The 20,422-nt window shown below is 65.6% G+C and carries 18 protein-coding genes and 1 other RNA gene; 10 read left to right on the forward strand and 9 right to left on the reverse strand.

Annotated features, from left to right (window positions below; translation table 11 throughout):
- The first annotated feature begins 67 nt into the window (after positions 1–67).
- Both XarbCFBP7408_RS05390 and gloA read left to right on the forward strand, forming a co-directional pair.
- Positions 68–1,138 carry a copper resistance protein B gene (locus XarbCFBP7408_RS05390; RefSeq protein WP_429001373.1) on the forward strand — a complete coding sequence of 357 codons (1,071 nt, stop codon included), beginning with the start codon at positions 68–70 and terminating at the stop codon, positions 1,136–1,138.
- A 217-nt stretch (positions 1,139–1,355) separates the two neighbouring features.
- Complete coding sequence (gene gloA / locus XarbCFBP7408_RS05395; protein WP_104562049.1) at positions 1,356–1,880, forward strand: lactoylglutathione lyase; 525 nt, start codon at positions 1,356–1,358, stop codon at positions 1,878–1,880.
- 131 nt (positions 1,881–2,011) lie between these two features.
- Here the strand turns inward: gloA and XarbCFBP7408_RS05400 are convergent.
- The 4 genes from XarbCFBP7408_RS05400 to glmS all read right to left on the reverse strand — a co-directional run bounded on the left by XarbCFBP7408_RS05400 (position 2,012) and on the right by glmS (position 6,205).
- A non-coding RNA gene (locus tag XarbCFBP7408_RS05400) (sX9 sRNA) lies at positions 2,012–2,088 on the reverse strand.
- Between the two features lie 99 nt (positions 2,089–2,187).
- Positions 2,188–3,336, reverse strand: a complete 1,149-nt coding sequence (locus XarbCFBP7408_RS05405) for a hypothetical protein (protein ID WP_104562051.1) — start codon at positions 3,334–3,336, stop codon at positions 2,188–2,190.
- A gap of 229 nt (positions 3,337–3,565) precedes the next feature.
- Complete coding sequence (locus XarbCFBP7408_RS05410) at positions 3,566–4,039, reverse strand: hypothetical protein (RefSeq protein ID WP_054592368.1); 474 nt, start codon at positions 4,037–4,039, stop codon at positions 3,566–3,568.
- A 336-nt stretch (positions 4,040–4,375) separates the two neighbouring features.
- Positions 4,376–6,205, reverse strand: coding sequence for a glutamine--fructose-6-phosphate transaminase (isomerizing) (gene glmS / locus XarbCFBP7408_RS05415; RefSeq protein ID WP_104562053.1), 1,830 nt, complete (start codon positions 6,203–6,205; stop codon positions 4,376–4,378).
- 204 nt (positions 6,206–6,409) lie between these two features.
- Here glmS and XarbCFBP7408_RS05420 point away from each other — a divergent pair, with 204 nt between their 5' ends.
- From XarbCFBP7408_RS05420 to XarbCFBP7408_RS05450, 7 genes are all read left to right on the forward strand, one after another.
- Positions 6,410–7,681 carry an efflux RND transporter periplasmic adaptor subunit gene (locus XarbCFBP7408_RS05420; RefSeq protein ID WP_104562134.1) on the forward strand — a complete coding sequence of 424 codons (1,272 nt, stop codon included), beginning with the start codon at positions 6,410–6,412 and terminating at the stop codon, positions 7,679–7,681.
- 101 nt (positions 7,682–7,782) lie between these two features.
- Positions 7,783–8,502 (forward strand): ABC transporter ATP-binding protein, encoded by a 720-nt coding sequence (locus tag XarbCFBP7408_RS05425; RefSeq protein WP_104562055.1) that lies wholly within the window; start codon positions 7,783–7,785, stop codon positions 8,500–8,502.
- Between the two features lie 11 nt (positions 8,503–8,513).
- Positions 8,514–9,815 (forward strand): ABC transporter permease, encoded by a 1,302-nt coding sequence (locus XarbCFBP7408_RS05430; RefSeq protein ID WP_104562057.1) that lies wholly within the window; start codon positions 8,514–8,516, stop codon positions 9,813–9,815.
- Between the two features lie 55 nt (positions 9,816–9,870).
- Complete coding sequence (locus XarbCFBP7408_RS05435; protein ID WP_104562060.1) at positions 9,871–11,097, forward strand: ABC transporter permease; 1,227 nt, start codon at positions 9,871–9,873, stop codon at positions 11,095–11,097.
- Between the two features lie 48 nt (positions 11,098–11,145).
- Positions 11,146–11,460, forward strand: a complete 315-nt coding sequence (locus XarbCFBP7408_RS23075; RefSeq protein WP_258072027.1) for a hypothetical protein — start codon at positions 11,146–11,148, stop codon at positions 11,458–11,460.
- A 206-nt stretch (positions 11,461–11,666) separates the two neighbouring features.
- Entirely contained in the window at positions 11,667–13,010 is a 1,344-nt protein-coding gene (locus XarbCFBP7408_RS05445; protein ID WP_104562063.1) for a sigma-54-dependent transcriptional regulator, read from the forward strand.
- Positions 13,011–13,018: 8 nt separating this feature from the next.
- Complete coding sequence (locus XarbCFBP7408_RS05450; protein ID WP_104562065.1) at positions 13,019–14,365, forward strand: sensor histidine kinase; 1,347 nt, start codon at positions 13,019–13,021, stop codon at positions 14,363–14,365.
- Positions 14,366–14,691: 326 nt separating this feature from the next.
- On the opposite strand, the gene glmU is transcribed toward XarbCFBP7408_RS05450, so the two are convergent.
- Positions 14,692–16,056, reverse strand: coding sequence for a bifunctional UDP-N-acetylglucosamine diphosphorylase/glucosamine-1-phosphate N-acetyltransferase GlmU (gene glmU / locus XarbCFBP7408_RS05455; RefSeq protein WP_104562067.1), 1,365 nt, complete (start codon positions 16,054–16,056; stop codon positions 14,692–14,694).
- Positions 16,057–16,201: 145 nt separating this feature from the next.
- Here glmU and XarbCFBP7408_RS05460 point away from each other — a divergent pair, with 145 nt between their 5' ends.
- Positions 16,202–16,585: a GtrA family protein gene (locus XarbCFBP7408_RS05460; RefSeq protein WP_104562069.1), complete on the forward strand. Its 384-nt coding sequence runs from the start codon at positions 16,202–16,204 to the stop codon at positions 16,583–16,585.
- 42 nt (positions 16,586–16,627) lie between these two features.
- Here the strand turns inward: XarbCFBP7408_RS05460 and XarbCFBP7408_RS05465 are convergent, their stop codons facing one another.
- From XarbCFBP7408_RS05465 to atpG, 4 genes are all read right to left on the reverse strand, one after another.
- Entirely contained in the window at positions 16,628–17,197 is a 570-nt protein-coding gene (locus XarbCFBP7408_RS05465; RefSeq protein ID WP_104562071.1) for a chorismate mutase, read from the reverse strand.
- A gap of 235 nt (positions 17,198–17,432) precedes the next feature.
- The gene (locus XarbCFBP7408_RS05470; RefSeq protein WP_024938404.1) at positions 17,433–17,855 is read right to left on the reverse strand and encodes a F0F1 ATP synthase subunit epsilon; all 423 of its coding nucleotides are present in this window, start codon (positions 17,853–17,855) and stop codon (positions 17,433–17,435) included.
- A gap of 165 nt (positions 17,856–18,020) precedes the next feature.
- Complete coding sequence (gene atpD / locus XarbCFBP7408_RS05475; RefSeq protein WP_104562073.1) at positions 18,021–19,427, reverse strand: F0F1 ATP synthase subunit beta; 1,407 nt, start codon at positions 19,425–19,427, stop codon at positions 18,021–18,023.
- Between the two features lie 122 nt (positions 19,428–19,549).
- Positions 19,550–20,413, reverse strand: coding sequence for a F0F1 ATP synthase subunit gamma (atpG, locus tag XarbCFBP7408_RS05480; protein WP_104562075.1), 864 nt, complete (start codon positions 20,411–20,413; stop codon positions 19,550–19,552).
- Between the last annotated feature and the right edge of the window lie 9 nt (positions 20,414–20,422).

Genomic DNA, 20,422 nt, shown 5'->3' on the forward strand with positions numbered 1-20,422 from the left:
GCCGCAGACATCCATCGCAACGGAGGCATCGCCGCCATCCGCGCCGGAGAGTGCAGATGCGGTGCAGATGGAGCATGCGCAGCACTCCAGCACTGCATCGGCATCGGCAAACGCTGCTGAAAGCACGCCTGCGCAACGCCCGGCACAGGCCGACGTTTCGGCAGCGCCGACATCGATGCACCACGCAGGCATGCAGCACGCCGATGTCCAGCACGCCGCACACCAGACCTCTGCGAATCCACTACTGGACCATCCCCTGCAATCACAGGCAGACAGCGACCACGATGCAATGCAGCACGCATCGATGGATCATGCGTCGATGCAGCATGGGCAACAGCATGGGGCGATGGATCACTCCGACATGGAACACGCGCCGCATGCCGAAGCGGTGACGCAAACGCCGGCATCGCCTGGCACCGGCGCACTGCCACGTACGCCGATCCCAACGCCCACTGCCGGGGAGATCGCGGCGGCATTCGCCCCCTTGCAGCACCATGCGATGCACGCGCCAGGCATCAATCGCTACGTGTTGCTGGATCGACTGGAAGCCTTCGACACCACGCGCGGCAGTGGCCAGGACTGGGAAGCGCGTGCCTGGATCGGTGGCGATATCGACCGGCTCTGGCTACGCAGCGAAGGCGAGCGGCAGGACGGGCGCAGCCAGGGCGCATCGGTGGAGGCGTTCTATGGCCACGCCATCTCGCCATGGTGGGACCTGCTGGTCGGCGCACGTCAGGACATCGGAGCGGGCGGGCATCGCAGCTGGGCCGCCTTCGGCGTGCAGGGCCTGGCGCCCTACAAGTTCGAGACCGAAGCCACGCTCTATGTCGGTAGCGGCAGCCGTGCCGCGTTGCGACTGGAGGGCGAGTACGAGGTGCTGCTTACCAACCGGCTGATCCTGCAGCCGCGCGTGGAAGCCACTATCGCCCTCACCGACGATGACCGGCGCGGTGTCGACAGCGGGCTGGAGCAGGTCGAGGTCGGCCTGCGGCTGCGCTACGAAATCACCCGCCGCTTCGCGCCCTATATCGGCTGGGTGCATAGCCGCAGTTTCGGCGACACCGCCCGCCGCGCCGCGATCGACGATGAGCCTGCACGCGACAGCCGGTTTGTTGCCGGCCTGCGCATCTGGTTCTGAGACAAGCGCTGTGCGCATGGGCCTGACCGTTCGGACTCGGTGCAGGCCCATGCCACGACCTTGAACAAGGCAGGTCGCGCTGTCGCGCACGATCGACCACAGAGCGACGCCAGATCGCCGACATGCAAGGTGCAGACATGCCGACAACCATTGCCCCGCTAACATCCACCTCCAATGCAGCCTGACCTGCCCCCCGCATTCCATCGAGGAGACCGCAATGCCTTTGACCGACCTGCAACACGTCCCCGGCGCCAGCGCCGGATCTGCCGACACCGCCGGTTTCGTGTTCAACCACACCATGCTGCGCGTCAAGGATGCGCAGCGTTCGCTGGATTTCTATACGCGCGTACTGGGCTTCCGCTTGCTGGACGCACGTGATTTTCCCGATGCGCAGTTCAGCCTGTACTTCCTGGCCCTGCTGCCCGACGGCACCGCGATCCCCGACGACGATGCCGCGCGTCGGCTGTGGATGGCCGGCATCCCCGGCGTGCTCGAACTCACCCACAACCACGGCACCGAAACCCAGGACGGCCCGGTCTACCACGACGGCAACAGCGACCCGCGCGGCTTCGGCCACATCTGCATCTCGGTGCCCGACATCCATGCCGCCTGCGCACGTTTCGATAGCCTCAACGTGCCGTACCAGAAACGCCTGGAAGACGGCCGCATGAAGCACCTGGCCTTCATCAAGGACCCGGACGGCTACTGGGTGGAGATCATTTCCAATACGCCGCTGGCGTAATGCATAACAAAATGCCCGGGGTTCCCGGGCATTCTTGTTTCAGGCACATGCGCTGTCGGTACTTCGCCTTCGAGCAGGGTATGTCGGCAGAGAACGCCCACACAGTTGGATGCGCGCAGCGCACTTCCAGCGGCTAACGAAACGTAGCGTGCGGTCATCAGGAGGATGCAGACGGCGCGCTCAGAACCGGAACGTACGAGTGGCACATGCCGATTCCGAGCACCGGCTGCGCCCGCCTGACGACGGCGCAGTAGTTTTGGTAGCCACTCTTAGATGCAGGCGCCATCCTGCAGCATCACACGTCGCCTCAGTTGGAGGTAGCAACTGCCTCTCTATCCGGGAACCACCGCGGCAACTGCTGGGCAAATTTTTCGGCGCATTCCTCGCTGTAGGCCTGTGCGGCCTGCTTGACCAGCGCGTAGTCGTTTGCCTCCCACTCCTCGAGCGACGCGGTGCGCGGTGTGGGCGCGCAGTCCAGGTTGACCGGACTCGCCTTGCGCTTCAACAGTCCGGAGCGTTCGCCGCCGATCGTCACCGCGTAGCGCAACTCGTAGGGCGACTTGGTATCGGCCAGGCTCTGGTAGACGAGCAACCAGTCGGACATCAGGACCTGCAACGGGAACGGTTCTGCCGGCAGTGCTGCCGGATGCCCGGTGAAGTAGCTCTTCAGACGCGCATTGACCGCATCACGCTGCAGTTGATAACCGGGATTGCCCACGCCTTCCATCTTTTCGCCTTTCAGCTGCCCCTTGCCGAAGGCCGACACTGCGACGCCGCGCGTGAACAGGCTGGTGGCGATCTGCAGGCCCACCACTGCCCCGGTGTGCCCGCGCCGCACCACGCGCAACATTTCGTCGCCGTTGGGCAGGCCGTTGGACCCCACGCGCATGCTGGCATGCAACGGCAGCTGCAACGCCCAATCCGCCGATGGTGCAATGGCTGCGTCGGTATCGCCCTGCGTCTGTGCGGAGGGCTGTTGCTGTGTCTCGGCGACCGACAGCGTGCCGGCAACTGCAGCCGCGGCATAGGTCGTTGCCGTCGAAAAATCGCCGTTGGCAAATGCGGGCACCACTGCCACCGCCTCGGCACCACGGGTGGCGGTACAGAACGCGCTGGAGGCACGCATCTGCACTTCATGAAATGCGATGCCGTTGACTTGATGCACGGCCGCATCCTGGCCGTACTGCGCAACCAGCCTGGCAACGATGGCGTCCTGCTCGACAGGCTGCTGGCCGCAGACCTTGGCCGCAGCGATGCGCGACCAGGCGAACTGCAGCGCCGGATCCCACCCCATCGCGTCTTCGCCGACGAAGCCGTGGTCGTAGTGATAGGCATAGATGGCCGGGTCGATGTCCTGCAAGGTCATGCCGCCCACGCCCGCATAACCGGGCGGGACGTCGCTGGCCATTGCGGCGCCGCTCAGCACCGAGATCGCCACTGCAATAAAGGCTTTCATGAATTCCTTCCTCTGGAGAGCGTCGCATTGCGTGTCCCCCACGCAATGCGACATGGCACTGTCAGATCGCGCGGACAGCGATCAACGACACAGTGCTTTGGTCCATCAGACAACGGTCCGCAGTCGGCTAGAACGCTCAGTTGCGGACTTAGTGTGAGCGCATCATGGGTGATTGGCAGTCGGGGCGGTCCCCACAGCTGTAGGGACGGCCCCCGGAAGTGACGCTTATCTACGCATGCAGCAGCCCGCCGTGACTGCGCTGCCACTCGCGCGGCGGGCGCAGCGCCGCAAGCGTGCGGACCAACTCGCGATAGGTGGCGGCCAACTGCGCGAACAGACCCGCATCGCTGTAACGCGTGTCGGCCACTTCGAAATACGCGCCGCGGCCCAACGCGATGAAGTAGTCGACGCTGAGCCGCCGGCGCTGCGCAATCCCGGGAAACAGGCCTGCAATCAGCAGGCATTGATCTCCGATGTCGCGCAATGCATCGGCCCGCAGACTGCCGGTCTGGTCGTGCGCGTGCAACCAGGCCAGGGCCTGCGTGCGCGAAAACAGCTGCGCATCGCGCTGCAGGCGCAGCAACACGAAAACCAGATAATGCTCGCGCGATTCGTCCAGCGGCTGTGCAATCCGCTGCCCCGCCTCACGTACCAACGCCTGCCACAATTCCGCCGGCGCGCCCTGTTTGAAAGACTCGTGCATACGTCCTCCTGCGTGATGGGACCCTCGCAGGAAGCGTATGCATAACCTGGGCCATCGCGTTGGCAGCCGGAGCAGCAGTCTGCCAAGCTTGGGTTGCTGCGGCACCGGCAGCGACCCGGGCACGTTGCGAAACACGCCTCCACGCGGCCACTGGGCGATACCGACGCGGGCCCCAGCAACGCCACCGATGTCCGCATCGCTGCAGGCAATCGCGACAAAGAAACAGGGCGGGCAGTCGTTGGGCATGCGCACCGAGCCACAGCGCATGCAGGGAGATGCCGCACCCGGCGGCGGCGACGCTGATCGCGGCGAGCGCAGCCCCCTCGATTGGCCGCGCTACTCCACCGTCACCGACTTGGCCAGGTTACGCGGCTTGTCCACATCCGTGCCGCGCGCCAGTGCGGTGTGGTAGGCCAGCAACTGCACCGGGATGGTGTGGATCACCGGCGACAGCACGCCGGCGTGGCGCGGGGTGCGGATCACGTGCACGCCTTCGGACTCGCTGAAGTGGCTGTCCTGATCGGCGAACACGAAGAGCTCGCCGCCACGGGCGCGCACTTCCTGCATGTTGGATTTAACCTTTTCCAGTAGGCGATCGTTCGGCGCGATCACCACCACCGGCATCGCCGCGTCCACCAGGGCCAGCGGGCCGTGCTTCAACTCGCCGGCCGGATACGCTTCGGCGTGGATATAGGAAATTTCCTTGAGCTTGAGCGCGCCTTCCAGCGCGATCGGGTAATGCAGGCCGCGGCCGAGAAACAATGCGTTTTCCTTGGCCGAAAAACGCTCGGCCCAGGCCATGATCTGCGGCTCCAGATTCAGCGCGTGCTGCACGCTGCCCGGCAGGAAGCGCAGCTGCTCCAGATACTCCGCTTCCTCGGCCTCGCTGATGCGCCCCTGCAACTTGCCCAACACCATGGTCAGCTGGAACAACACCGCCAGCTGGGTGGTGAACGCCTTGGTCGAGGCCACGCCGATCTCGGCGCCGGCACGCGTGTAGCAGACCAGTTCGCTGGCGCGCGGGATCGCGCTTTCGGGCACGTTGCAGATCGACAGCGTATGCAGATGCCCCAGCGATTTGGCGTATTTCAGCGCCTCCATCGTGTCCAGCGTTTCGCCGGATTGGGAGATGGTGACGATCAGATGTTTCGGATTGGCATAGGCCGCGCGGTAACGGTATTCGCTGGCGATCTCCACGCTGCACGGCAGCCCGGCGATGGTTTCGATCCAGTAGCGCGCGGTCATGCCGGCGTAGTAGCTGGTGCCGCAGGCCAGGATCTGCACGCCGTCGATGTCGCGCAACACCGCTTCGGCATTGGCGCCGAACAATGACGCAGGGAAGCCCTTGGCATCGATCGCCGCCTCGATGGTATCGGCCAGCGCACGCGGCTGCTCGTGGATCTCCTTCTGCATGAAGTGGCGGAACGGGCCCAGTTCCAACGATGCCAGCGACACGTCCGACAGATGCAGCGGGCGTTCGACCGGGGCGTCGTTGCCATCGAAGATGCGCACACCATCGCGGCGCAGGTCGGCGGTGTCGCCCTCTTCCAGGAAGATCACCTGGCGGGTGGCCTGCACGATGGCCGAGACATCGGAGGCGACGAAGTTCTCGCCCTCGCCCACGCCGATCAGCAGCGGGCAGCCCATGCGCGCGCAGACGAAGCGCTCCGGTTCGGCCTGGCTCATCACTGCCAGCGCGTAAGCGCCGGTCAGTTCCTTGACGGTGCGCTGCAGCGCGCTCAGCAGGTCGCCGGCGCTGCCCAGATGGTGATGGATGAGGTGCGCGATGACTTCGGTGTCGGTCTGCGACTCGAAGGTGTAGCCCAGCGCGCGCAGCTTCTCACGCTGCTCTTCGTGGTTTTCGATGATGCCGTTGTGCACCAGTGCCACGCCGTCACTGATGTGCGGGTGCGCATTGGCCTCGGTGACGCCGCCATGGGTGGCCCAGCGGGTGTGGCCGATGCCCAGCGTTGCGCCGAACCGCTCGGCCTGCGCCGCCTGCGCCATCTCCGCCACGCGCCCGGTGCGGCGCACGCGGCGTACCTGCGCGCCATCGAGCACGGCGATGCCGGAGGAATCGTAGCCGCGGTACTCAAGGCGCTTGAGTCCTTCGATCAGGACCGGGACCACATCGCGCCCGGCGATCGCTCCGACAATGCCGCACATAGGACAACCCTTGAGGACGAAGCCGGGCATTTTAGCGTGTCCGCTCTTGTCCGCTGCATGACCATGCCCGGACAGCGTGTCCGCACCAGTGTCCGCGGACACTGCGGACACTGGCCACGAACGTTTAAAAGCGATTGCATTCAACGACTTGGAGGTTGGCACATGTCCTGCTTTATCGCAGTGACGCCACCGAGCCAGCCGATCATGATTCGCGATACCTCTGCCCAGGACCAGGTTCTCCGTACATCCGCCCAGAGCGCGCCGTGGCGCCGTTGGTTGTGGCCCGGCATCGCCGCGGTCGCCGTGTTGGCCGGTATTGGTTGGGCGGTCACCGCGTGGAGCGCCGGCAGCCGCTCGTTCGATGCCAGCCGGGTGCGGATCGCCACGGTCAGCCAGGGTGACCTGGTGCGCGACATCGCCGCCGACGGGCGCGTCATCGCCGCCAACAGCCCCGTGCTGTACGCCATCTCGGCCGGCACGGTGACGCTGAGCGTGGTCGCCGGCGACGTGGTCAAGCAGGGCCAGGAGCTGGCCCGCATCGACAGCCCGGAGCTGCGCAGCAAGCTGGCGCAGGAGCAGGCCACGCTGGCCGGGCTGGAGGCCGAGTCCAGCCGCGCCGCCCTGGACGCCACCCTGGCCCGCGCCACGGCCAGCAAGCTCACCGACCAGGCCAAGATCGACAAGCAGGCCGCCGCGCGCGACCTGGAGCGCTACCAGCGCGGCTACGATGGCGGCGCGGTGCCACAGGTGGAACTGGCCAAGGCGCAGGACACCTTGAAGAAGACCGACATCGACCTGCAGCACGCCCAGCGGGATGCGTCGCTGAAGAGCCAGGGCGCGGACCTGGATTCGCGCAACAAGCGCCTGCTCGCCGACCGCCAGCGCGCGGTGGTGGCCGAGGTGCAGCGCCAGGTCGATGCGCTCACGCTGCTGTCGCCGTTCGATGGCCAGGTCGGCCAGGTGCAGGCGGTGCAGCACACCCAGGTCGCGGCGAACGCGCCGATCCTGGGCGTGGTGGACCTGTCCAAGTTCGAAGTGGAGATCAAGGTGCCGGAAAGTTTTGCGCGCGATCTGGCAATTGGCATGCCGGCGCAGCTCACCAGCGGCAGCGGCGAGCCGTTCCCGGGCGCGATCTCGGCGGTGTCGCCGGAAGTGGTCAATGGCGAAGTCACCGCGCGCATCCGCTTTGCCGACAAGCAGCCTCCGGGCCTGCGCCAGAGCCAGCGCATGAGCGCACGCGTGGTGATGGACACGCGCCGCAACGTGCTCAAGGTCGAGCGCGGCCCGTTCGTCGAACAATCCGGCGGCAGCTACGCCTATGTGATGGATGGCAACACCGCGGTGCGCCGTCCGGTGCGCATGGGTGTCAGCAGCCTGGGCGAGGTGCAGGTGCTGTCCGGGCTGCAGGTCGGCGACCGCGTGGTGGTCTCCGGTGCAGACAACTTCGGGGATGCACCGCGCGTCACCGTTCACTAAAGGCGACCAGCACCTGCTGCGCAGCCGTCAGGCTGCTCGCCACGGTTTGTCAGCCACTCTCAATCTCTTTCGCACACACCTCATTCGTAAAGGAATCGGCAATGCTCAAGATGCAATCGGTCTCCAAGGTCTTCCGCACCGAACAGGTGGAAACGCACGCGCTGCGCTCGCTGGACCTGCATGTGCGCGAAGGCGAATTCGTTGCGGTCACCGGCCCCTCCGGCTCGGGCAAGACCACCTTCCTCAACCTGGCCGGGCTGCTGGAGACCTTCACCAGCGGGCAGTACCTGCTCGACGGCGAAGACGTCAGCCACCTGTCCGACGACGCGCGTTCGCGCCTGCGCAACCGCAAGATCGGTTTCATCTTCCAGGGCTTCAACCTGATTCCCGATCTCAACCTGTTCGACAACGTCGATGTGCCGCTGCGCTATCGCGGCATGGCCGCGGCCGAGCGCAAGCAGCGCATCGAAGAAGCCTTGACCAAGGTCGGCCTGGGCTCGCGCCTGAAGCACTACCCCACCGAGCTGTCCGGTGGCCAGCAGCAGCGTGCCGCCATCGCGCGTGCGCTGGCCGGCAGCCCGCGCCTGTTGCTGGCCGACGAACCCACCGGCAACCTCGATTCGCAGATGGCGCGCGGGGTGATGGAACTGCTGGAAGAGATCAACAGCCAGGGCACCACCATCGTCATGGTCACCCACGACCCGGAACTGGCCGCACGCGCGCAGCGCAACGTGCACATCGTCGATGGCCAGGCCACCGATCTGGAACGCAACCCCAGCCTGATGCGCGCGCCCAGCGCCACTGCAACTCTGGCCGACTAAGGAGCCCACTCATGTTCGGCTATTACTTCACTCTGGCGGTGCGCAGCTTCCGCCGCAACAAGGTGCTGACCGCACTGATGGTGCTGGCCATCGCGCTCGGTATCGGCGCCAGCATGACCACGCTGACGGTGTTCTATATGTTGTCGGGCGACCCGATTCCGCAGAAGAGCGATCGGTTGTTCAATGTATTGGTCGACCCGCAGCCGAAGGCCGGTTTTCAGCCAGGCGAAGAACCGGACGATCAAGTGACCCGCTTCGATGCCGAGGCATTGCTGCGTGAGAAACGCGGCAAGCGGCAGGCCATGATGACCGGCGGCAACCTGGCGATCGAACCGGAAAAGAGCGGGCTGAGCGCCTTCAAGTCGGAAGCGCGCTACACCTCGGCCGATTTCTTTCCGATGTTCGAGCCGCCCTTCCTGTATGGACAAGCTTGGTCGCACAACAGCGACGACCGCCACGAACGTGTCGTGGTCATTACCAGGACGCTCAACGACAAACTGTTCGACGGCGGCAACAGCGTGGGCCGCGAACTACGCCTGAACAAGAACACCTTCCGCATCGTCGGCGTGCTCGACACCTGGCAGGTCAATCCGCGCTTCTACGACCTCACCGACAGCTACGGCTCCGACGAACAGCTCTATCTGCCTTTCTCGGCGGCGATGGATCTGAAGATGGATCACTACGGCAGCACCAACTGCTTCGGCGTAGTCGATACCGGCGATACCACCGCGCTCAATGCGCCCTGCACCTGGGTGCAGTACTGGACGGAGCTAGACAATGCCTCGCAGGCCGGCGACTACAAGGCCTATCTGGATAACTACTCCAACCAGCAACGCGCCGCCGGACGCTTCGAACGCCCCAACAACGTCCGCCTGCGCAACGTGATGGAATGGCTGGACCACAACAAGGTGGTGCCGAGCGACGTGCGCCTGCAGCTCTGGCTGGCGATGGGCTTCCTGCTGGTCTGCCTGCTCAATACCGTGGGCCTGTTGCTGGCGAAGTTCCTGCGCCGCAGCGGCGAGATTGGCGTACGCCGCGCCCTGGGCGCATCGCGCGGTGCCATCTTCGCGCAATGCCTGGTGGAAGCCGGGACGGTGGGGCTGGCCGGCGGCATCGCCGGACTGGGACTGGCGTGGCTGGGACTGTGGGCGGTCCGCCAGCAGCCGGTGCCCTACGCCAAGCTCGCTCACCTGGATCCGAAGATGCTGCTGCTGACATTCGTGCTGGCGCTGGTCGCCAGCGTCCTGGCCGGCCTGCTGCCATCGTGGCGCGCCATCCAGGTCGCACCGGCGCTGCAGCTCAAATCGTCCTGACCCTCACGCCCGCCGCGGCGCGGCGGGCACGGTCCCTCATCGAAGGTTATTGCCCATGGACATCCGTCCTATCGTTTCCACGCTGCGCCGCCACAAGACGGCATCGGCACTGATCGTGCTCGAGATCGCCCTGGCCTGCGCGATCGTTTGCAACGCGCTGTTTCTGATCGGCAACCGCATCGAGACCTTGCAGCGCATCAGCGGCCTCGCCGAACCGGAACTGGTCAGCATCCGCCTGGGCGGCATCGGCACCCAGGTCAACGCCGATGCGCGCACCCGCGAGGATCTGGCGGCACTGCGCGGCATTCACGGCGTGCGCGGCGCGATCATCACCAACCAGGTTCCTTTCGTGAACTCCTCCTCCAACACCGGCCTGACGTTGACCCCGGATCAGGAGCGCTCCACCCTCAATGCCGCGCAATATCTGGTCAGCGAAGGCGCCGTGGGCATCATGGGGTTGCAGCTGGTGGCCGGGCGCGATTTCAACAAGGACGAATACATCAGCCTGGAGACGGCGGACAACGACAAGAGCGTGCGCGCGAAGGGATCGTCGCTCATCGTCACCCAGGCGACGGCGGACAAACTGTTTCCCGATCACAGCGCGCTGGGCAAGACCGTGTATTCGGGCGATATCCCGCTGCGCATTGTCGGCATCGTGCAGACCCTGGTGCGCCCCAACAACGTCAACGGCATCGACAAGATCAATTATTCGATGCTGCTGCCGATCCGCGCTCCCTACACCGATGGCCAGTACCTGCTACGCGTCGGCGACCCCGCGCAGCGGCAGGAAGTCCTGCAAGCGGCGGTGAGCGCGCTGATGAAGCTGGACAACAGCCGACTGGTGCTGAAACAGGAAACCTATTCCGAGATCCGCGACAAGTACTTCCGCAACGACCGCGCGATGATCTGGTTGCTGGGCGCAGTCTGCGTCGCGCTGCTGGTGGTCACCGCGCTGGGCATCGTGGGCCTGGCCAGCTTCTGGGTGCAGCAGCGCACCAAGCAGATCGGCATCCGCCGCGCGCTGGGCGCCACCCGCGGGCAGATCCTGCGCTACTTCCAGATCGAGAATTTCCTGCTCGCCTCGCTCGGCATCGTGCTCGGCATGCTGATGGCGTACTCGATCAACGTGTGGTTGATGGCGCGCTACGAACTGCCGCGCCTGCCGGCGGTCTACCTGCCGATCGGTGCGGTGCTGCTGTGGGTGCTAGGCCAGCTGGCGGTGTTCTGGCCGGCACGCCGCGCCGCCGCCGTGCCGCCGGCGGTCGCCACCCGCAGCGCATAGGCAGGCAAACGCATTATCGCCATCGACAAACTTCCTGGACCACCATCGATGAAGAACAACCGAGCCCTTCTGTTCGCCGCCCTGTCCCTGCTCTCCCTGCCGGCCCTGGCCGAGACACCGGTCACCGCTGCCGATCTCCAAGCCACCATCGCCACCCTGGACCAGGAGGTCTTCGACAGCTTCAACCGCTGCGCCGACCCGGCGCAGCTGGAAAAGCATGCCAGCTATTTCGATCCGCACGTCGAGTTCTATCACGACACCGGCGGGGTCACATGGAACCGCGAGGACATGCTGGCGAACACCCGCAAGTACGCGTGCGGGCACTACACCCGAGAATTGATCCCCGGCAGCCTGAAGGTCTAGCCGGTTCGGGACTTCGGCGCGATCGCGCAAGGCCAGCACCGCTTCTGCGATCGGGCGACCGGCAAGTGCGAAGGCGCGGCCGACTTCCTGATGATCTGGCACCTGCATTCGGGGCAGTGGGTCATCACCCGCGTACTCAGCTACGCCCACCGCGCCGTAGCGGGCAGCTAGCCGCTACGATGGCATCCCATCCAACCTGATCCGCCATGTCCCAGATCCTGATCATCGACGACAACACCGCCGTGGCCACTGCACTGGAGGTGCTGTTTTCGCTGCACGATATCGAGGCGCGGCACGCGCATTCGCCGCAGGCCGGGTTGGCGCTGCTGGACGAGCAGGGGTTCGATCTGGTGATCCAGGACATGAACTTCACCGCCGACACCACCTCCGGCGAGGAAGGCGAAGCCTTGTTCGCGCAGATCCGTCAGCGCCACCCGGACCTGCCGGTGATCCTGCTCACTGCCTGGACCCATCTGGGCAGCGCGGTGGGGCTGGTCAAGGCCGGTGCGGCCGACTACATCGCCAAGCCCTGGGACGACACCAAGCTGCTGACCACGGTCAACAACCTGTTGGAGCTGTCCGAGGCGCGCCGCGAGCTGGAACGTCGGCGCGAGCGCGAGCGGCGCGGTCGCGAACAGCTGACCCAACGTTACGACCTGCGCGGCGCGGTGTTCGCCGACCCCGCCAGCGAACGCGCGATCGCGCTCGCCTGCCAGGTCGCACGCTCCGACTTGCCGGTGCTGATCACCGGCCCCAACGGCAGCGGCAAGGAGAAGATCGCCGAGATCATCCAGGCCAACTCGGCCGTCAAACACGGGCCGTTCATTGCGCTCAACTGTGGCGCATTGCCGGGCGAATTGATCGAAGCCGAATTGTTCGGCGCCGACGCTGGCGCCTACACCGGCGCCAACAAGGCACGCGAAGGCAAGTTCGAAGCGGCCGATGGCGGCACGCTGTTTCTGGACGAAATCGGCAACCTGCCGCTGGCAGGGCAAATGAAGCTGCTGCGCGTGCTGGAAACCGGCCGCTACGAGCGCCTGGGCTCCAACCGCGAACGCCACGCCAAGGTGCGGGTGATCAGCGCCACCAATGCCGACCTGCCCGCGATGATCCGCGATGGCAGCTTCCGCGAAGACCTGTACTACCGCCTCAACACGGTCGAAATCGCGCTGCCCGCACTGGCCGAACGCCCCGGCGATATCGGCCCGCTGGCCGAGCACTTCCTGGCCGGCGAAAAGCCCTTGTCCACGCAGGCGCGCGATGCCCTGCAGCGGCACGCCTGGCCCGGCAACGTGCGCGAGCTGCGCAATGTGCTGCAACGCGCGTCGCTGCTTGCGCAAGCTGCGCGCATCGAAGCGAGCGATCTGAATTTGCCACGTGCGGCCACCCCGCGGCCGGCAACGCCGGCAACCGGCGAGCCGGATCGCGCCCGTATCGAACAGGCACTGGCGCGCGCGCAGGGCGTCATCGCCCAGGCCGCTGCCGAGCTGGGGCTGAGCCGGCAGGCGCTGTACCGGCGCATGGACCGCTACGGCATCACTTCGGAATGATTCCCGACATGTGGCAACGTTCCTTCACGTTCTCGCTGTTCTTGCGGCTGTTGCCGGTGCTGGCGCTGGCCGCCGCGCTGCCCTGGCTCATGGCGTACTGGATGGACCGTGGCTGGCAAGTAGCCGCGGTGTCGGTAGTGGTGCTGCTGTCGGCGATGTGGTTCAGCCTCAGCCGCGCCACTGCGCCGATGCGCTCGCTGTTCCGTGCCCTGGCCGGCACCACCAGCAGCTACCGCGATGGCGAATACAACTTCGGCGTGTACTGGCGCGGCAACGACGAGCTGGCGCAACTGGTGCAGGCGCACGCGGAACTGGGCGAGGTGCTGCGCGCGCAACGGCGCAACCTGGTGCAGCGCGAACTGATGCTCGACACCATGCTGCAGAACACCCCGGTGGCGATGCTGCTGGTGGTGGCCGGTGGCGATGGCGTGCGCCGCATCGGCTTTTCCAACAATGCCGCACGTAAGCTGTTGCACGACGGCCGCAAGCTCGAAGGCCAGCACCTGGACGACGTACTCGCGCGCATGCCCGGCGAGCTGCGCGATGCGCTGGCACGCGGCGGCGATTGCCTGTTTGCGGTCCGCGAGGACGGCGATGACGAAGACGACGAGCAGATCTATCACCTGTCACGCCGCAGCTTCCATCTCAACGGACGCGGTCACGAGCTGCTGCTGATCCGCACCCTGACCACCGAACTGCGGCGCCAGGAAGTGCAGACCTGGAAGAAGGTCATCCGCGTGATCAGCCATGAATTGAACAACTCGCTGGCACCGATCGCCTCGCTGGCGCATTCCGGTGCCGAGTTGCTGCGCCGCGAACGCACCGACCGGCTCGGCACGGTGTTCGAGACCATCGAAGAACGCGCACGTCATCTGGAAGGCTTCATTCGCGGCTATGCCCGCTTTGCCAAGTTGCCGCAGCCGCAGTTGCAGACCATCGAATGGGCACCGTTCCTGGAGCGCTTGCGGCAGCAGATTCCGTTCCAGCTGCAGGGCGCACAGAGCGATGTCGCCAGCCGCATCGATGCCGCGCAGATCGAGCAGGCGCTGCTCAACCTGCTCAAGAACGCGCACGAAGCCTGCAGCGAAGCGCAGCCGCCCAACAGCGATGTCGCCGTGCGCGTCACGCGCGTGCCGCAATGGCTGCGGATCGAAGTGCTGGACCGCGGCAACGGCATGAACGAGGCCGTGCTGCATAACGCACTGATGCCGTTCTACTCGACCAAGCGCAATGGCACAGGCCTTGGCCTTGCGCTCACCCGCGAGATCGCCGAAGCGCACGGCGGGCGCATCTCGCTGCATAACCGCGAACACGGTGGCTTGTGCGTGACCTTGCTGTTGCCGTTGGCGGCCTGAAAGCAGCAAGGCGCTCAGGATTGAATAGCGCTTGAGATCCATGCAACCCATGCGTTGCATCAGGCCGCCGGTCGCAGACGCGCCTCGCGCACGTGGTAGGAGCGCCCCCTGGGCGCGATGGCGTTACCGGTAATGCCTGTCGCGCCCAGGGGCGCTCCTACGCATCCAATGCGTGCGGCACGACACAGCTGCTGAGCCCGTTAGCCGCCTTGACGCGTCGCACTGAGAACCGCGGAGCTGTCGCGCGCTTCCGCTGGGTCGCGTCGCTCAGAGCGCAATCAGCGCAAGTGCGGCGCTGTTCTCTGCGATGCAGAGTGCACCTCAGCCTACTTCTTGGTCGGTCGTTCCCAGCCTTCGACCACGGCCTGGCGCGCACGCGTGACGCTGAGCTGGCCGGCAGGCGCATCGCGGGTGATCACCGAGCCCGCGCCGATGGTGGCCATGGCACCAATCTCGATCGGTGCCACCAGTGCGCTGTTGGAACCGACGAAGGCGCCATCGCCGATGGTCGTCTGCGACTTGTTCACCCCATCGTAGTTGCAGGTGATGGTGCCGGCGCCGATATTGACCTTGCTGCCGATCACCGCATCGCCCAGGTAGGTCAGATGGTTGGCCTTGCTGCCGACGCCCATGGTGACCTTCTTGGTCTCGACGAAGTTGCCGATATGCACGCCATCGGCCAACACAGTGCCGGGGCGCAGACGCGCGAACGGGCCGATCTGCACCGCACCTTCGGTGATCACCCCTTCCAGGTCGCTGTGCGCGCGCACCTGCGTGCCGGCGCCGAGCGTGACATCGCGCAGCCGCACGAATGGGCCGATCACCACGTCATCGCCCAGCGTCACCTCGCCTTCCAGGATCACATCGATATCCAGCTGCACATCGCGGCCCACCTGCACGCTGCCGCGCTGTTCCACCCGCGCCGGGTCGGCCATGCGCACGCCCTGCAGGCACAGCGCACGGGCCGCACGCAGCTGCCAGGCGCGTTCCAGCTGCGCCAGTTGCCAGGGGTCGTTGGCGCCTTCCACATCCTGCGCGTCGGCCACATGCACGATGTCGGCCGGGGTGAAATCGGCGGCGGCGCTGGCGAACACGTCGGTGAGATAGAACTCGCCCTGCGCATTCTCGTTGGACAGGCCGGCCAGCCAGCGGCGCAGCGCCGTGGACTCGGCAGTGAGGATGCCGGTGTTGATGGTGCGGATGCGGCGCTGCTCGTCGTTGGCATCCTTCTGCTCGACGATCGCGGCGACCTTGCCTTCGGCATCGCGCAGGATGCGGCCGTAACCGGTGGGATTGGGCACATCGGCCACCAGCACCGCCATGCGCCCGGGTGCGTGCAGCAGCTGCAGCAGGTCCTGCGACTGGATCAGCGGCACATCGCCGTACAGCACCAGCACCGTGGCCGCATCCGGAATCGCATCCATCGCCTGCTGCACTGCATGCCCGGTGCCCAGTTGCTGACGTTGCTCGGCCCAGTGCAGATCGCCCTGTGCGGCAAACGCCGCCTGCACCTGCTCGCCGCCGTGCCCGTGCACCACATGGATCGCGGCCGGCTGCAGCTGCCGCGCCGTGGCGATCACATGTGCCAGCATCGGCTGGCCCGCCAGCGGCTGCAGCACCTTGGGCAGGGACGAGCGCATGCGCTTGCCCTCGCCCGCGGCCAGGATCACGACGTGCAGGGGCAGAGTCATCGAAGCGTTCCAGAACATGGGAGAACCAAATTCTAGTCGCTGTCCCGGCAGTGCGTCGTGTCCTGCCTGCAGCAGGCGCGACGATGACACTTTTCAAGCGCCGCTGCCGTTAGCATGAGCGCCCTTCCACGATGACACGGCCTGCATGAGTCTGTTCCGCCAAGGCAGCCAATTCATGATCATTGGCGCCCTGCAGCTGGCGGTGGACTGCAGCATCTTCATCGCCGCCACCGCAGCCGGCATGCCGGCCGTGCCTGCCAATCTGTTCGGGCGGATCAGCGGCGCGGTGCTGGGCTTCTGGCTCAACGGCCGCTACACCTTTGCCCAGGAAGGCGGCGCACGTCTGGGCTGGCCGCGTTTTCGCCGCTTTGCGCTGATGTGGCTGGCACTCACGCTCATCAGCACCTGGCTGTTGTCGGCAACGGTGGATCTGGTCGGCCTGCGCCAGGCCTGGCTGGCCAAACCGCTGGTGGAAGGCGGCCTGGCGATCGTGTCGTTTTTCCTGGGCCGGCACGTGGTGTATCGCTGAGCGAGCGTACCTGAGCCCGTGCAGTGTCGGACCCGGCGCGTATCAGTGGCAGAAATCGCCCAGGCTGCGTACCAGCGCGGCGCGATGCAGCGCGTCCAGCTGCCATTGGGCGGCGTAATCGGCTGCGGCCCGCGCGGTGCTGGTCGCGCATTGCGGCGCTGCACGTGCCGGCGCGACCTGGGCCAGTGCGTCGAGCAATTCGCCTTGCAGGCGATCCAGACGCGTGCGCAGGATCGCCAGATCCGGACGCGCGGTGTCCGGCGCGCGCCCGCGTTCGCGCCAGTGGTTCAACAAGGCGTACTGCACCGACTTGTTGGCCTCGATCTGCGCGGCGAAGAAGCGCGCCGCATCGTCGGCATCCAGCCTATGCGCCGGCGCCTGCTCGCGCACGCGCTGCAGCACCGCCGCCTCGCGGGTCTGGTCCAGTACCGGCTTGCCGCTGTCCCACTTGCTCAGCGCCACCGCATCGCCGATGGCATTGCGTTGCACGATGCGATCCAGCAGCGGATCCAGCGGCGGCTGGCTGCGTGCGGGCAGCGCGCACCCCAGCATCGCCACGGCCAGCAGGCCGCTCAGCGCGCAACTACGAAAGCCATCGATCGTGCGGATCATCGGTGTTCCTCGACGTGCGTGAGTGAGATGCCGCGCCGCCTGCAACCGGCGGCACGGCGCAAGGCAGGCAGTGTGCCCGCTGTGCCCAGGCAGGGAAGCCGCGCCACGCACGCGCAGCTCCAGAAACGAAAACGCCGACACTCCGGTCGGCGTTTCCACTCCACACCTGCGTGCGGCGCTGCATCGGCTATCACCTTGCATGCGCTGCCAAAAGCGCGCACGCCCGCGTGCCTGGTTAGTGCTTGAGGTTGCGACGCAGGCGTTCCAGTGCCTGCAGCTGCACGGTCGCCTCGGCCAGCCGCCGCTGCGCATCGGCCACATCCACCGTGTCGCCACGGTTGGCCAGCAAACGCTCGGCTTCTTCCTTGACCTTGCGCACCGCAGCTTCGTCGATGTCCTGCGCGCGCACCGCGGTGTCGACCAGCACGGTCACCACCTGCGGCTGCACTTCCAGGATGCCGCCGGAAATGGCGAAGTCCAGCTGTTCGCCGCTGGCGGTGGTGACCACCACCTTGCCCGGCTTCAGGCGCGTGATCAGCGGCGCGTGCTTGGGCGCGATGCCCAGCTCACCCAACTCGCCGGTAGCCACGACCAGCGTCGCCTCACCGTGGAAGATTTCCTTCTCGGCGCTGACGATGTCGCAACGGATAGTGCTCATGGTGCCTCACTCTGTGAGGCGGGGAATCGGGAATCGGGATTCGGGATTCGGAAGAGCGGCTGGCTGCGCACGCTTCCTGTTCCCGTATGTCCGACCCACCTACGACCCGCCTTTACGATTCCCGATTCCCGATTCCCGATTCCAGCCGCACGGCGGCTGGGATCATCAGGCCTTGGCGCTCATCTTGTTGGCTTTCTCGACGGCTTCTTCGATGCTGCCGACCATGTAGAACGCCTGCTCCGGCAGATGGTCGTATTCGCCGTCGCAGATCGCCTTGAAGCCGCGGATGGTGTCCTTCAGCGAGACGTACTTGCCCGGCGAGCCGGTGAACACTTCGGCCACGTGGAAGGGCTGGCTGAAGAAGCGCTCGATCTTGCGGGCGCGCGACACCGACTGCTTGTCTTCTTCGCTCAGCTCGTCCATGCCCAGGATCGCGATGATGTCCTTCAGTTCCTTGTACTTCTGCAAGGTCTGCTGGACGCGCTGGGCGGTGTCGTAATGCTCGTGACCGATCACCAGCGGGTCCATCTGGCGGCTGGTGGAGTCCAGCGGATCCACCGCCGGGTAGATACCCAACGAGGCGATGTTACGGCTCAGCGTGACGGTCGAGTCCAGGTGGGCGAAGGTGGTCGCCGGCGACGGGTCGGTCAGGTCGTCCGCAGGCACGTACACGGCCTGGATCGAGGTGATCGAACCGCTCTTGGTCGAGGTGATGCGCTCCTGCAGCACGCCCATTTCCTCGGCCAGGGTCGGCTGGTAACCCACCGCCGACGGCATACGGCCAAGCAGCGCGGACACTTCGGTACCGGCCAGGGTGTAGCGGTAGATGTTGTCCACGAACAACAGCACGTCCTTGCCCTTGCCGTTGGCGTCCTTCTCGTCGCGGAAGTACTCGGCCATGGTCAGGCCGGTCAGCGCCACGCGCAGACGGTTGCCCGGCGGCTCGTTCATCTGGCCGTACACCATCGCAACCTTGTCGAGCACGTTGGAGTCCTTCATCTCGTGGTAGAAGTCGTTGCCCTCGCGGGTACGCTCGCCCACGCCGGCGAACACGGACAAGCCGCTGTGCGCCTTGGCGATGTTGTTGATCAGTTCCATCATGTTGACGGTCTTGCCGACGCCGGCGCCGCCGAACAGGCCGACCTTGCCGCCCTTGGCGAACGGGCACATCAGGTCGATGACCTTGATGCCGGTTTCCAGCAGTTCAGTGCTGGACGACTGGTCTTCGTACGACGGTGCGCCGCGATGGATTTCCCAATGGTCCGAGGCCTGCACGTCGCCGGCTTCGTCGATCGGACGGCCGAGCACGTCCATGATGCGGCCCAGCGTCCCGGCACCGACCGGCACCGAAATGGCACGCTCGGTGTTGGTGGCCAGCAGGTTGCGCTTCAGTCCGTCGGTGGAGCCGAGCGCAATCGTGCGCACCACGCCATCGCCGAGCTGCTGCTGCACTTCCAGGGTGATTTCGGTGCCTTCGACCTTCAACGCGTGATAGACCTTCGGCACTTCATTGCGCTGGAATTCGACGTCGACGACCGCGCCGATGATCTGAACGATCTTGCCCTGACTCATTTGGATAACTCCACTCATGTCTGTTCGATTCTTGTGTCGGGAATAGGGAAACGGGAGTCGGGAATGGGAAGATCAAGTGCTGCTGCTTCGACCATTCCCGATTCTCCATTCCCTATTCCCGGCTATACGGCGGCCGCGCCGCTGACGATTTCCGAAATTTCCTGGGTGATCGCCGCCTGACGCGCCTTGTTGTAGACCAGTTGCAAGGTGCCGATCATCTTGTTGGCGTTGTCGCTGGCGGCCTTCATCGCCACCATGCGCGCGGCATGTTCGGAGGCCACGTTTTCCAGCACGGCCTGGTACACCAGCGACTCGATGTAACGCGTCATCACGTGCTCCAGCACGGTCGCGGCATCGGGTTCGTACAGGTAATCCCAATCGTGGTGCGCCACCTTGTGCTCGGCGGCCGGCAGCGGCAGCAGCTGATCGAAGCTGGCCTTCTGCGTCATCGTGTTCACGAAGCGGTTGTAGACCAGATACACGCGGTCGACCTTGCCCTCGACGAAGGCATCGATCATCACCTTGATCACACCGATCAGCTGCTCCACCTGCGGGCTGTCGCCCAGGTGGGTCACGCTGCCGACCATGTTGACCTTGATGCGGCGGAAGAACGCCGAGGCCTTCTGGCCGATGGTCACCACGTCGATCTCGGCACCGGTGTCCTGCCAGGGGCGCACCTCGCCCAGCATCTTGCGGAACAGGTTGTTGTTCAGACCGCCGGCCAGGCCGCGGTCGGAAGAAATCACGATGTAACCGACCCGCTTGACCTGCTCGCGCTCGACCAGGAACGGATGCTGGAAATCGGTGCTGGCCTGCGCCAGATGCCCGATCACCTGCTTCATCGCCTGCGCATACGGACGCGAGGTCTTCATGCGGTCCTGCGCCTTGCGGATCTTGGAGGCCGAGACCATTTCGAGCGCGCGCGTCACCTTGCGGGTGTTCTGCACGCTCTTGATCTTGGTTTTGATTTCGCGTCCGCCTGCCATACTCGCTCG

This window comes from Xanthomonas arboricola pv. guizotiae (assembly GCF_002940205.1).
GTDB lineage: Bacteria > Pseudomonadota > Gammaproteobacteria > Xanthomonadales > Xanthomonadaceae > Xanthomonas > Xanthomonas arboricola_C.

Bases quoted from the DNA above. Each gene is read 5' to 3' on its own strand.
- XarbCFBP7408_RS05420 (WP_104562134.1), top strand. From the start codon at position 6,410: ATGATTCGCGATACCTCTGCCCAGGACCAGGTTCTCCGTACATCCGCC.
- XarbCFBP7408_RS05470 (WP_024938404.1), bottom strand. From the start codon at position 17,855: ATGAGCACTATCCGTTGCGACATCGTCAGCGCCGAGAAGGAAATCTTC.
- XarbCFBP7408_RS05445 (WP_104562063.1), top strand. From the start codon at position 11,667: ATGTCCCAGATCCTGATCATCGACGACAACACCGCCGTGGCCACTGCA.
- XarbCFBP7408_RS05390 (WP_429001373.1), top strand. From the start codon at position 68: ATGGAGCATGCGCAGCACTCCAGCACTGCATCGGCATCGGCAAACGCT.
- XarbCFBP7408_RS05435 (WP_104562060.1), top strand. From the start codon at position 9,871: ATGGACATCCGTCCTATCGTTTCCACGCTGCGCCGCCACAAGACGGCA.
- XarbCFBP7408_RS05425 (WP_104562055.1), top strand. From the start codon at position 7,783: ATGCTCAAGATGCAATCGGTCTCCAAGGTCTTCCGCACCGAACAGGTG.
- XarbCFBP7408_RS05405 (WP_104562051.1), bottom strand. From the start codon at position 3,336: ATGAAAGCCTTTATTGCAGTGGCGATCTCGGTGCTGAGCGGCGCCGCA.
- XarbCFBP7408_RS05430 (WP_104562057.1), top strand. From the start codon at position 8,514: ATGTTCGGCTATTACTTCACTCTGGCGGTGCGCAGCTTCCGCCGCAAC.
- XarbCFBP7408_RS23075 (WP_258072027.1), top strand. From the start codon at position 11,146: ATGAAGAACAACCGAGCCCTTCTGTTCGCCGCCCTGTCCCTGCTCTCC.
- XarbCFBP7408_RS05460 (WP_104562069.1), top strand. From the start codon at position 16,202: ATGAGTCTGTTCCGCCAAGGCAGCCAATTCATGATCATTGGCGCCCTG.
- XarbCFBP7408_RS05410 (WP_054592368.1), bottom strand. From the start codon at position 4,039: ATGCACGAGTCTTTCAAACAGGGCGCGCCGGCGGAATTGTGGCAGGCG.
- XarbCFBP7408_RS05465 (WP_104562071.1), bottom strand. From the start codon at position 17,197: ATGATCCGCACGATCGATGGCTTTCGTAGTTGCGCGCTGAGCGGCCTG.
- glmU (WP_104562067.1), bottom strand. From the start codon at position 16,056: ATGACTCTGCCCCTGCACGTCGTGATCCTGGCCGCGGGCGAGGGCAAG.
- XarbCFBP7408_RS05450 (WP_104562065.1), top strand. From the start codon at position 13,019: ATGTGGCAACGTTCCTTCACGTTCTCGCTGTTCTTGCGGCTGTTGCCG.
- glmS (WP_104562053.1), bottom strand. From the start codon at position 6,205: ATGTGCGGCATTGTCGGAGCGATCGCCGGGCGCGATGTGGTCCCGGTC.
- atpD (WP_104562073.1), bottom strand. From the start codon at position 19,427: ATGAGTCAGGGCAAGATCGTTCAGATCATCGGCGCGGTCGTCGACGTC.
- atpG (WP_104562075.1), bottom strand. From the start codon at position 20,413: ATGGCAGGCGGACGCGAAATCAAAACCAAGATCAAGAGCGTGCAGAAC.
- gloA (WP_104562049.1), top strand. From the start codon at position 1,356: ATGCCTTTGACCGACCTGCAACACGTCCCCGGCGCCAGCGCCGGATCT.